This is a genomic window from Limimaricola litoreus (genome assembly GCF_024159025.1).
GTDB classification, from domain to species: Bacteria; Pseudomonadota; Alphaproteobacteria; order Rhodobacterales; family Rhodobacteraceae; genus Limimaricola; species Limimaricola litoreus.
In genome coordinates this window covers 1-12,888 of the sequence record NZ_JAMYXC010000284.1, presented here as the reverse complement: position 1 = coordinate 12,888, position 12,888 = coordinate 1, and the positions used below count along the sequence as shown (strand labels likewise).

7 protein-coding genes and 1 pseudogene are annotated in these 12,888 nt (G+C 69.8%); 6 read left to right on the top strand and 2 right to left on the bottom strand.

The features are described from left to right. Positions 1-1,331: pseudogene (locus NHG85_RS17600) on the bottom strand (hypothetical protein); the annotation flags it as partial. 76 nt (positions 1,332-1,407) lie between these two features. Then, complete coding sequence (locus tag NHG85_RS17595; RefSeq protein WP_253334866.1) at positions 1,408-1,923, bottom strand: hypothetical protein; 516 nt, start codon at positions 1,921-1,923, stop codon at positions 1,408-1,410. 349 nt (positions 1,924-2,272) lie between these two features. Between NHG85_RS17595 and NHG85_RS17590 the strand changes: the two genes are divergently transcribed. The 6 genes from NHG85_RS17590 to NHG85_RS17565 all read left to right on the top strand — a co-directional run. Then, on the top strand, positions 2,273-7,432 hold the full coding sequence (locus tag NHG85_RS17590) for a CLIPPER-2 domain-containing protein (protein WP_253334865.1): 5,160 nt from the start codon (positions 2,273-2,275) through the stop codon (positions 7,430-7,432). A gap of 118 nt (positions 7,433-7,550) precedes the next feature. Beyond that, the gene (locus tag NHG85_RS17585) at positions 7,551-8,948 is read left to right on the top strand and encodes an FAD-binding oxidoreductase (protein WP_253334864.1); all 1,398 of its coding nucleotides are present in this window, start codon (positions 7,551-7,553) and stop codon (positions 8,946-8,948) included. A 3-nt stretch (positions 8,949-8,951) separates the two neighbouring features. Continuing rightward, a complete protein-coding gene (locus NHG85_RS17580) occupies positions 8,952-10,088 on the top strand; it encodes a fumarylacetoacetate hydrolase family protein (protein WP_253334863.1) in 1,137 nt (378 codons plus the stop codon). An 89-nt stretch (positions 10,089-10,177) separates the two neighbouring features. Further along, complete coding sequence (locus tag NHG85_RS17575) at positions 10,178-11,194, top strand: TRAP transporter substrate-binding protein (RefSeq protein ID WP_253334862.1); 1,017 nt, start codon at positions 10,178-10,180, stop codon at positions 11,192-11,194. A 63-nt stretch (positions 11,195-11,257) separates the two neighbouring features. Then, entirely contained in the window at positions 11,258-12,220 is a 963-nt protein-coding gene (denD, locus tag NHG85_RS17570) for a D-erythronate dehydrogenase (protein WP_253334861.1), read from the top strand. A 23-nt stretch (positions 12,221-12,243) separates the two neighbouring features. After that, positions 12,244-12,888: FadR/GntR family transcriptional regulator (locus NHG85_RS17565; protein ID WP_253334859.1), on the top strand; the 645-nt coding region annotated here is incomplete at its 3' end.

Genomic DNA, 12,888 nt, shown 5'->3' with positions numbered 1-12,888 from the left:
GCCGCCTCGCCCGGGGCGAGCGGGCCGAGCGGACCCACCACCGGCGTCGCGCCGTCGTCGCCGACGAAGCGGAAGGTGGTGCCCGCCGGGAAATCGAGATTGGCGACATCAAGCGCGAAGCTGTCGGTCTCGTTGCCTTCGTTGCCGATGACGAATTCGAAGGCGATGGTGCCGCCCTGCGCCGCGTCCGAGGTCTCGGTCACGATGCCGTCGCCCGCCGCGCCATCATCGGTGCGCGAGGCCAGCACCGAGGCATCGGGCAGGGTGTAGCTGTCGACCAGATCCGGCGCGAAGCTCCCGTCGACGCGGATCGAGGCGGTGTTCGAGGGCGCGTAGCTGCCGCCTGCGTCCGACTGGGTCGCCACGTTCTCGATGATGCCCGCATCCGCCGCGCCGATCGTCGCGGTGAAGGTGACCGAGCCGCTGCGCCCCGCCGCGACCGAGGAGATGGTGAAGCCCACGGTGTTGGTCGCGGGGTCGTGCTCGAAGGCGACGGTCTCGCCCGCGCCGTTGGTGGCGTCGGTGCCGCCGCCATTGGTCTCGTCGAGCCCGCCCGTGACCGTGCGGTCCGACCATTGGGCCGACCCCGGAAGATAGGGCAACGCCGCGTCGAGCACGTCCTCGACCGCATAGCTGCTCGAAGGGGCGAGGCCGGTGTTGGTGTAGGTCAGCGTGATCTCCACCCTGTCGCCGGGATCGACGATGTCGGGATTCCCGCCCGAGCGGTCGACGGTCATGGATTTGACCAGCTCCATGATCGCGTCCGAGGAGACGGTAAGCTGATCGGTGTTGCTTTGGCTCACGCTCGGGTCGAGCTGGCTGGCGGCGGTGACGGTCAGCGTCTCGGTCGCGCCGCTTGCGGCATCGGCACGCGCGGTGGCGTCGATCACGAAGCCGAAGCGCTCGCCGGGGGCGAGGGTCGGCGTCTGGGTGATCGGCGTGGCGCTGTCGGCGACGCCGTCCATGTCGGCATCGGCATAGATGGTGATGCTGGCGAAATCGAGCGCGCCCGCCCCTTCGGCGATGGAAAGGTCGAAGATGTCCGCGCCGTTGCCCTCGTTGACGATGACATGCGGCAAGAACGCCTTGCCGCCCGGCGCGACGGTTTCGGTGATGTCGGCGGTCAGCGTCGCGCCCGCGACCTGCTGCACCAGGGTCTCGACCTTGTTCGAGGTCACGGTGACGGTGTCACCGGCAGCGTTGACATAGCTCGCCACGGCCTGGTTGCCGATGACCGATCCGGCCTCCGGCGCGGCGAAGGCTGCCGTGGCGGCGAGCGAGATGAGCGTCAACGCGGTGGTCGAGCGCAGGGCGGCGCGGGAATGGATCATGGGGATGTCTCTGCAAGGAAGGATGAGGGGTGAGCGCAGCGGCCGAAACGGGGGCCGGACTGGAGACCGGAAGCGTTCAGTCGACGATCAGCCGATAGGTGGTCCGGGCCTCCCCGCCCGGCGGCAGGGTCTCCTCGAAGCGCCAGCGCAGCGCCACGATCTCCGCGTCCGGCAGAGGCTCGGTGACGGTGTCGCCCTCATCGGTGCGGATGGTGCGAAAGGCGGGCAGGCCCGACCATTCGAGCCCCGGCACCTGCGGATCGAGCTCGGCCTGCACCTCCAGAAGGGCGGAAAGCGAGCTGGTTGCGGAGGCCGGGATCAGCCTCGTGCCCTCGGGCACAGGGGCGCCGACCACGACATCCTCCAGTGCGTCCTCTTCGGAGAGGTTGCGGCTGACCAGCGCGTATTCGATGGTCTCGCCCGGGCGGACGGCCTCGCGCGCGGCGAGCCGTTCCTCGCCCTCGGAATCCGTCTCGACGATGGCGAAGCTCAGCTCGCTGACGAGATCCTGCGCCAGGGCGGGCCCGGCCAGCGCCAGAACCAGCGCGGCAGGGGCGCAATGGCGCGTTGCGGTCCAGACGAATGACGTCATCCGGCATGTCCTTTCTCGGGGCCACGGCATTGCCGCGGCGGTGATGGGGAACCCCCATGGGCCCTCTTTGGGGCCGACACCCTTCCCCTAGCGCCCGCGTGTTGAGACATGCCTAACGGCCCCGCCCCATCGCCCCCCGTGACCCGGAAAATCCGCATTTTCAGAGCGGAAGATGCACGCAAATTTCATCGAAATGCCCCGAGATCGCGCGGGTCTCGACGCATGACCGCCCCTGTTCGAAGGGGAGCGCCCGCCCGCGCTTCAGCCGATATTAAGCCTCATGCGTCATGCCTGCGCAGAGCCCTGTCACGGGGCCTTCGATGCGACAGCCTGCAGGACAGCCCTCACCATGACGCCAGTTTTCCGCCGCGCGGCGCGGCTCAAGCCATGCCGCCGTCTCGTCGCCGCCAGCCTGGCGCTTGGCATGACCCTTGCCGCCGCCCCCGCCCCTGCCCAGGAGCTCGTCTTGCAGACGGTCGGCGCGCCGCAGGTCGTCGGCAGCGGCGCGGGCAAGCGCGCCTTGTGGCGCAATGCGGGCCGCGTGGACGGGCGGGCGGTGGACATCGTCGGCGTGCTGACCGACGCCGCGCTCGATCATGTCTTCGGCACCGGCAACGGCCAGATCCAGATCACCTCCGCCGCGCAGGACGTGCATTTCGCCGATTTCCATCTCTACGAGGCCGGCACCCATGATCTGGTGACCGATCAGGGCGGCGTTCCGGTCATCGCGGATGTGAACATCCAGATCAACGACATCGACGGCCCCTCGAACGAGCAGGTCTATGCGCAGATCTGCGGCGGCGGGGTCGAATATGTCCGCGTCGACCGCACGGCCACGACAAGGCGCGGCTTCTTCACCGGCGCCAGCGCCTTCGGCAGCGAGATCTTCATTCTCGAAGGCGATCGGAACTACAACAACGAGCCGGTCTCGGGCCTCGAGATCTTCTATCCGCAGACCTCGGTGTTCCGCTTCGGGCGCACCGCGAACACCAATTTCCTCGTCCGGCTCGCCAATCCAAGCTACGAGCTGGCCGACACCTTCAACCTGCAATGCGGCGATTTCCGCGCCACCACGCTGGTCGACGACATCAAGGAGCAGGTGCTGGGCGAGCCCGTGCGCCTGAGCATCCTCTACAACGACTCGGTCGCGACCGGGAACAACAACCCGCCCGCCAACAATTCGCAGACCCCCAGCCGCTACGCGCTGCAGGCGGTCGATCTCGTGCCGCCGGCGACGGCGCTCAACGAGGTGACCGACGATGCGGGCCACCGGATCGGCTTCGATGTGCCGGGCGAGGGCACATGGTCCTATGACGACGCGAGCGGCGAGCTGACCTTCACGCCCCTTGTCGCCTTCTTCGGCGCGCCGACCCCGATCGAATACCGCCTCCAGCGGCCCGAGAACACGGCCGGCCCGGTCTTCACCGCGCCCGCAACGGTGACGATCGACGTGGGCTCGGTCGGCCTGCTCAAGATGGCGACGCTGGCGGATGTGAACCTCAACGGCTACGCCGATCCGGGCGAGACGATCGCCTATGTCTTCACCGCCGAAAACTTCGGCAATCTCACCCTGACCGACGTGGCGCTGGCCGAGACCCGCTTCAGCGGCAAGGGCGTGCCGCCGGTCATCACCTTCCAGAGCGCCACCGGGCTTTCGCCCGAGGGGACGCTGGAGCCGGGCGAAAAGGCGGTCTACACCGCGACCTACACCCTCGTGCCCGAGGATCTCGACACCACGATCAGCAATCAGGCCGAGGTCACCGCGCGCACCGCTTCGGGCACGCCGGTCTCCGATCTGTCCGACAGCGAGAACGAAAGCGATGGCGACGGGGTGGCGCGCAATGGCGGCGGCGCGGGGCGCGACGATCCGACCAGCATCTACGCGGGCTCCGGCCCCGATCGCGGCGACGCCCCCGCCACCTACGGCGATCCGCAGCATGACGACACCTCGCAATACCGGATCGGCGCGGAGCCCGGCGATGGCGACGGCTCCACCCAGCACAGCGCCGATGCGAAAGGCGACGACACGGGCCGGCGCGACGATGAGGAGGAGGCGCTGTTTCCCCAGCTTTACGGCGGGCTGACACGCCGCGTCTCGATCCCGGTCGGAGAGCCGGTGGCGGGCAGCGGGCTCTTGCAGGTCTTCGTCGATTTCGCCGCCGACGGCTCCTTCCTGACGCCGGGCGATAAGGTCGGCACCGATCTGCGCGACGGCGGGGCGAATGATCTCGACGGGCAAGCCAACGGGGCCATCACCTTCGACATCGCCGTGCCGCCGACGGCCCCGCTGGTGCCGAGCTTCGCGCGGCTGCGGTTCTCGAGCGTGGCGGGGCTCGACGCCACCGCCGCCGCCCCCGATGGCGAGGTCGAGGATCACGCCATCACCCTCAGGACACCGCCCGAGGCCGACCGCGGCGACGCGCCCGCGAGCTACGGCGATCCGCGCCACGTCGTCGAAGGCGCGCCCGACTACTACCTCGGCACGGTGCCGCCCGATGCCGATGCCGTCTCGCAGGCCGGGGCGGGCGCGCAGGGCGACGATCTTTCCGGGCAGGACGACGAGGACGGCGTGAGCCTTGGCACGCTGCACGCGGGCGGCCTCGCGCAGATCACCGTGACGGTGAACGAGCCCACGCCCGGCTCGGCCTGGCTGCAGGGCTTCATCGATTTCGACGGCGACGGCAGCTTTGCCCAGGCCGGCGACAGGGTGGCGCATGATCTGCAGGACGGCGGCCCCGATGACCGTGACGGGGCGGTCGACGGCACCATCACATTCGAGGTCGCCGTGCCCGCCGGGGCCACGGCGCAGACCACCTATGCGCGCTTCAGATGGTCGACCGACAGCCTCGGCAGCGAAACCGCCTTCGATGGCGAGGTCGAGGATTACGCGCTCACCATCTCCGACGATCCGCCGCCCTTCCTCTGCGATGGCTCGCTCTACCGCTTCGACGACAGCAGCACGGTGCTGCGGCGGCTGCGCTTCACCAGCTCAAGCGCGGGCTACACGGTGAACGCGCAGCAGATCGGCGCCGCCGGGGCCGCGCGCACGGGGCCATGGGGCTACAATGCGGTAGACGGCTATCTTTACGGTCTGCGGCCCGGCGACACCCGGCTCTACCGGGTCGATGGCAGCGGCAGCTTCACCGATATGGGCAAGATATCCGGCGCCGAGGATGCCGCGCGCGCCGGTGACATCCTGCCCGACGGGACGATGATCTACGCGGTGGACGCGACCACATGGCAGATCGTCGATCTGGCGACGCCCAGCTCGCCCGTGAGCCGCGGCCTGCTCAATCTGGCCTTCGGCGTCGCGCCCGAGGACATCGCCTGGAACCCGGCGGACGGCCATCTCTACGGCATCGACCAATCGACCGGGCGGCTGTTTCGCGCGCCCGCCAATGGCGGCCTGCCCGGCACGATCACGCCCCAGCTCATCGGCCCCGCGATCTATGCGGGCGTCTTCGGCGCCATCTGGTTCGACGGGGCGGGCCGGCTCTATGGCTATTCCGATACGACGCATGGGCTCTTCCTGATCGACACCGCGACGGGGGGCGCGCAGCTCATCGCCCGGATGAGTTTCGACGAGGGCGGGCTGAGCGAGGGCGCCTCCTGCCGCGGCGCGGCACCGATCCGCTTCGGCGCGATCGCGGGCCATGTCTACGAGGACGCCAACGCCTCCGACACCCGCGACGCGGGCGAGACCGATCTCGGCGCGGGCATCGGCCTGCGGCTTTTCAACGAGAGCGGTACCCCCTCCGACACCTCCGACGATGTCGAGATCAAGGCCACCGAGACCGCCGCCGATGGCAGCTACGGCTTTTCGGGCCTCTTGGTGAACACCGGCCACCGCGTCCTGCTCGACGAGGCCGACCCCGACCTTGGCGCGGGCCGCCGGATCGGCACCTCGAACCCGCGGATGGGCGTTGCCGTGGCCCCGGACCGCGTCACGCGCGATCAGGATTTCGGCTTCGACGCGGCGGGGTCGGACCTGTCGATCACCAGCTACATCGCCGCCCATGGCACCACCACCCCGCGCAGCTCCGCCGCGCCGGGCGACCTGCTCGACTGGATCGTGACGGTCGAGAACGCGGGCGCGGGCTCGCCCTCGGGCGTCAAGGTGATCGCCCGCATCCCCGATGGCTACGACTACGTCTCCGACAGCGCCCCGGCGACGGGCGACAGCTATGACCCCGAGACGGGGCTGTGGTTCGTCGACGAGATCATCGGCGCGACCTCCGAGCGTCTGACCGTCACGCTGCGCATGCGCGAAACGGGGGAGACCACCGGCCGGGCCGAGATCATCTACAGCTCCCTGCCCGATCCCGACAGCGATCCGGGCGTCGGCGCCTCGGTCGATGACGGCAACGACGGCCTCATTGATGACGACGAGACCGCCTATGCGCTGGCCCGGATCGACAGCGGCCGAAGGCTCGAAGGCCGCGTCTTTCTCGATGACGGCAGCGGCGGGGCCACGGCGCATGACGCGCGCAGGGGCGGCGATGAGACGGGGCTGGGCGGCGTCGCGCTGCGCCTGACGGGCGAGGACGGCACGCAGCTTGCGCGGCTCACCACCGATGCGGCGGGGCGCTGGTCCTACAGCCTCGCGGCCGATCACGCAGGCGCGGTGATGATCGAGGTCCTGCCCGGCGAGGGGCGCATCGCCATCTCGGAGCGCAGCGATGCTCTGCCGGGCCTCGTCGACGCCGATCCGCATGACGGGCGCTTCGCCTACCTGCCCGCCACCGCGACCGATTACCTCGATCTCGACTTCGGCCTGCTGCCGGTTCCGCAGCTGAGCGAGGATCAGGTCGCCGCCATCTCGGCGGGGCAGGTCGTGACCTTGGCGCACCGCTACACCGCCAGCTCATCGGGGCGGGTGGGCTTTGCGGTGACCATCCTCTCGGAGACCCCGCGCGATGGCTATGCGGTCGCGCTGTTCGACGATCCGGCCTGCGACGGCGCGCCCGACCAGCCGCTCCTGGCGGATGTCGCGGTGACGGCGGGAATGCCGGTCTGCCTTGTGCTGCGGGTTTCGGCGGGGGCGGGCGTCGGGCCGGGCGGCAGCCTCGCCCTGCGCCTGGACGCCACGACGACCTTCACCGACACGACCGCCACCCATGGGACCGCCAATATCGACCGGCTCGGCAGCACCACCACCGCCTCGGGGCTGATCCTGCGCAAGACGGTGCGCAACATCACCCAGGGCACCCCCGAAGGCACGGCCAACCAGGGCGCGCCGGGCGATCTGCTGACCTACCGGATCGACGTGCTGAACGCCGCCGGAGAGCCGGTGCAGGACCTCGCGATCTTCGACCGCACCCCGCCCTATACCGCGCTTTCCGCCCCGCCGACCGATCCCACCGCCCTCGCGCCGGGCGTGTCGTGCGATCTCGTGACCCCGGCCACCGCCGCCTCGGGCTATGAGGGCCATCTGGGCTGGAGCTGCTCGGGCGCGCTGCAGCCCGGCGCGCAGGGCTCCGTCTCCTTTACCGTGCGGATCCGGCCCTGATCCGGCGGCCCTGATCAGGGCCCCGGGGACCGCGCGGCTTGATGCCGCGCGAAAATGGTATACCAATTATCCCCAAAGGAGTGGCGCGCCGTAGTCGGGGCGCGCCGGGGGAGGACAGATGCAGACCATTCACCCCGCCGCCCCGGCGGCGATCGCGGCGCTCGCGCCCCTGCTCGGCGACAGGCTCACCACCGCGCGGGCACCGCGCGAGCAGCACGGCGCCAACGAGGCGCATCACCCCGCCGCCCCGCCCGATGCCGTGGCCTTTCCCGAAACCACGCAGGAGGTCGCCGCGATCCTGCGCGCGGCCCATGACCATGGCTGTCCAGTCACCGCCATCGGGGCGGCCAGCTCGCTCGAAGGGCATCACCTCGCGGTCAGGGGCGGCATCGGGCTGAGCCTTGCGCGGATGAACCGCATCCTCGCGGTGCATGCCGAGGACATGGACGCGGTGGTCCAGCCCGGCGTCACCCGCACGCGCCTCAACGAGGAGCTGCGCGCCACCGGGCTGATGTTCCCGGTCGATCCCGGCGCCGACGCGAGCCTCGGCGGCATGGCCGCGACCCGCGCCTCGGGCACCACCGCGGTGCGCTACGGCACGATGCGCGACAACGTGTTGGCGCTCGAAGTGGTGCTGGCCGACGGGCGGATCATCCGCACCGGCAGCCGCGCGCGCAAATCGAGCGCGGGGCTCGATCTCACCCGGCTGATGATCGGCTCCGAGGGCACGCTCGGCATCATCACCGAGATGACGCTGAAGCTGCACGGCCAGCCCGAGGCGGTCTCGGCCGCGACCTGCCGCTTCGGCACTGTCGCCGATGCGGTCGATTGCGTGATCGCCACGATCCAGTCGGGGCTGGCGGTGGCGCGGATCGAGCTTCTGGACGAGATGATGCTGCGCGGCTTCAACGCCTATCAGAACAGCGACCTGCCCGAGGCGCCGCATCTCTTCGTGGAGTTCCACGGCAGCCCGGCGGACGTCGGCGAGCAGGCGCAGGCCTTCGGCGATCTCGCGGGCGAATTCGGCGCCATGGGCCTGCGCTGGACCGACCGGGCCGAGGAATGCCGCGAGCTGTGGCACATGCGCCACCAGGCCCATTATGCCACCGGCGCGCTCGATCCGGGCAAGCGGACGCTGGCCACCGATGTCTGCGTGCCGATCTCGCGGCTGGCCGAGGCGGTGACCCATGCCCAGGCGCTCGCCCGCGAGCTGGCGCTCACCTCGACCATCGTCGGCCATGTCGGCGACGGCAATTTCCACTGCGGCCTGCGGGTCGACCCCGACGACGCGGAGGAGATGGCCCGGCTGCACCGCTTCACCGATGCGCTGGCCGAGAACGCGCTGCGCCTCGGCGGCACGGTGACCGGCGAGCACGGCGTGGGGCTGGGCAAGATCGCCTACATGGCGGCCGAGCATGGTGAGGCCGTCACGGTGATGCGCGCGCTCAAATCCGCCCTCGACCCCGAGGGCATCCTCAACCCGGGCAAGATGCTGCCCCCCGACGACGAAGGCTGACCCATGCTTCCCCAAGACCATTCCCGCGCGCTGCTCGCAGGCCGCGTGCAGCGCCCCCAGGGCCCCGCCCTCGTGACCCTGCGCGCGGGCCGGGTGATCGACATCACCTCGCGCGAGGTGCCGACCATGCGCGACCTGATGGAACGTGACGATCTCGCCGCCTACCTGCGCGACGCGCCGGGCGAGGACATCGGCAGCGTCGAGGAGATCCTCGCCGCCTCGACCGAAGCGCCGGACGCGCCGCACCTTCTGCCGCCCGCCGATCTTCAGGCGATCAAGGCCTCGGGCGTCACCTTTGCCGAGAGCATGGTCGAGCGGGTGATCGAGGAGCAGGCGGCAGGCAACGCCGACCGCGCGCAGGAGATCCGCGCGCGGGTGCAAGGCGTGATCGGCGACAGCCTCTCGGGCATCGTGCCCGGCTCGGACAAGGCGATGCAGGTCAAGGCGGTGCTGCAGGCCGAGGGGCTCTGGTCGCAATATCTCGAGGTCGGCATCGGCCCGGATGCGGAGGTCTTCACCAAGTGCCAGCCCATGGCCGCCGTCGGCTGGGGCGCCGGCGTCGGGCTGCACCCGATGTCGAACTGGAACAACCCCGAGCCCGAGATCGTGCTGGCCATCGACAGCCGCGGCCGGATCCGCGGCGCGACGCTTGGCAACGACGTGAACCTGCGCGATGTCGAGGGACGCTCGGCGCTGCTTCTGGGCAAGGCCAAGGACAACAACGCGTCCTGTTCCATCGGCCCCTTCATCCGGGTGTTCGACGATCACTACACCATGGACGACATGCGCAAGGCCGAGCTGACGCTCACCGTGACGGGAGAGGACGGGTTCAAACTCGAAGGCCGCTCCTCCATGTCGAAGATCAGCCGCGACCCCGAAAGCATCGTCGCCCAGACCATCGGCCGGCATCACCAGTATCCCGACGGCTTCATGCTGTTTCTCGGCACGCTCTTCGCCCCGGTGCAGGACCGCGACGCGCCGGGACAGGGCTTCACCCACAAGCCGGGCGACGTGGTGGAGATCGCCGAGGACCGGCTGGGCGCGCTGCGCAACACGGTGCGGCTTTCGACCGAATGCCCCGAATGGAGCTTCGGCGCGGGCGCGCTGATGCGCAACCTCGCGGGGCGCGGGCTCTTGTAAGCCTTTTCCGCGCCGGATTGTCGAATTGTCTGGCAATCTGGCGCGGCCCTTGGCAGGCTCCCGCTGGAGGACTTCACAGGGAGGGAACCATGAAGATCATCTCGACGCTTGCCACCGCCACCGCCGGTCTTGCGCTGCTCGCGGGCGCTGCCGCGGCGCAGACCACGACGCTGCGCATCCAGACCCAGCAATCGCCCGAGTCGCCCGCGGGCCAGCTTGCCGCCGAATGGGTCGAGAATGTCGAGGCGATGTCGGGGGGCGATATCGACATCGAGATGTTCTACTCCTCGGCGGTGGTCAAATCCGCCGAGAGCTTCGACGCCGCCGCCAACGGCATCCTCGATTGCGACATGACCAACGGCTCCTACCAGACCGGCAAGAACCCGGCCTTCCAGTTCGTGGCCGATGTGATGGGCGGCTACGACACGCCGCTGCAGTTCCTCGCCTGGATCAAGTATGGCGGCGGGCGCGAGCAGATCAACGCGCTCTACAACGCCAACGGCATGGAGTTCGTCGGCGCCTGGCTCGGGGGGCAGGAATCGCTCAACTCGACCAGGCCGATCGCCGGTATCGAGGATCTGGAGAACTTCAAGTTCCGCTCGCCGCCGGGCATGGAATCCGAGATCTTCGCCGCGCTCGGCGCCAAGCCCGTGGTGATGGACTTCACCGAGATCTTCACCGCGCTGGAGACCGGCATCATCGACGGCGCCGACGCCTCGACGCTGGCCAACAACGTAGGCCTTGGCATCTACGACATCGCCACACACACCACCTATCCGGGCTTTCATTCGATGTCCTCGGACCACCTCGCCTGCTCGACCGCGACATGGGAGGCCATGCCCGAGGCGCATCGCGAGATCCTGCGCGTCTCGATGGACAGCCTCGCGCTCGGCCTGATGACGCGGGTGATCGTCGACAATGGCGAGGCGCTCAGCGCGCTGCCTGAAAAGGGCGTGACCTTGCACGACTGGTCGGCCGAGGATCGCGCCACCTTCCGCAAGGCCGCGACCGACACATGGGAGAGCTGGGCCGAAAAGACCCCCGAGGCCCGCGCCATCGTCGACAGCCACATCGGCTTTCTCGAGCGCATCGGCCTGCGCGACTAGGCCCGTGACCGCCGGGGGCGCGACCGCCCCCGGCTCCTCCCCATTCGACCGAAAGACACCGACATGAACATCCTGATCATCGGCGGCGGCGGCTTCATCGGCCAGAAGCTGGCGCGCCGTCTCGCCGCGCGCGCCACGCTGCGCGGCCAAGAGATCTCCGGCCTGACCCTGGCCGACATCGCGGCCCCCGACGCCCCCGAGGCCCCCTTCGACATCGCCACCACCGCTTGCGACATCACCGACCGCACGGCAATCGACAGCCTCATGGCCCCCGGCTTCGACGCGATCTTCCTGCTCGCCGCCGTGGTCTCCTCCCACGCCGAGGCCGAGTTCGAGGACGGCATGAAGGTCAACCTGCACGGCGCGCTCAACGTGCTCGAGGCCGCGCGCCTGCAGGGCCGCGCCCCGGTGCTGGTCTTCACCTCCTCGCTCGCGGTCTTCGGCGGCGAGGTGCCCGACCCGATCCGCGACTGGACCATCCCCAACCCGCAGACCTCCTACGGCACGCAAAAGGCGATCGGCGAGCTTCTGGTCAACGACTACTCGCGCCGCGGCTTCGTCGACGGCCGCACGCTGCGCCTGCCCACCATCTCGGTGCGCCCGGGCAAGCCCAACCGCGCCGCGTCGTCCTTCATGTCCTCGATCATCCGCGAGCCCCTGTCGAGGCAGGAGGCCGTCTGCCCGGTCGATCCCGATTTCGAGCATTACTACCTCAGCCCGCGGCTCTGCGTGGAGAACCTCATCCGCGGCGCCGAGATAGAGGCTGCGGATCTGGGCCAGAGCCGGACCATGATCATGCCGGGCCAGAGGCTCTCGATCCGCCAGATGATCGAGGCGATGACCGCCGTGGCCGGGCCTGAGCCCGCGAAGCTCATTCGCTTCGAGGATGACCCGGCGATCCGCGACATCGTGTCGGGCTGGCGTTTCGACTACGATCCTGCCAAGGCGCTGGCGCTCGGTCTCGAAGCGGACGACAGCTTCGAGGACAACGTGCGCCACTACTTGCAAGACGACCGGCCCGCCTGAGGCCGGCAGGCCGGGAGACCCGCGTGAAGCCCATCATCCAGACCCCGCGCTACCGGCTCGTCGCAGACGAGATCGTGGCGGCGATCCGCGCGGGCGACCTCGCCCCCGGCGCCAAGATGCCCGCCGACAAGGATCTGGTCGAACGTCTGGGCGTCAGCCGCACCACGGTGCGCGAGGCGATGATCGCGCTGGAGCTGATGGGCTACGTGGTCACCCGCTTCGGCGCCGGGGCCTTCGTCGCCGAAGCGCTGCCGGAGGCCCCGCGCGAAGCCCCCGCCCAGCCCGGTTTCTACGAGCTGGTCGAGGCGCGCTACCGGATCGAGCCCGAAATCGCCGCCGCCGCCGCCCCCTTCATCAAAGACGAGGATCAGGCGCATCTGCGCGATCTGATCGCCGGCATGGCCGATCCGGCGCTGAGCCTGCACGAGGTCGAGCGGCGCGACCGCGACTTCCACGTCACCATCGCCCGCGCCACCGGCAATTCGGTCTTCGTCTCCATCGTCGAGGAGTTCTGGCGCGCGCGCCGCCGCTTTCCCGAATGGACCCGCGCCAACAACCGCCGCGACGCCGCCGACGTGGCGCGCTTCTACGAAGCCGAGCACCGCGCCATACTCGACGCCTTTGCCGCCCGCGACGTCGAGGCCGCGCGCCGCGCCATGCGGGTGCAT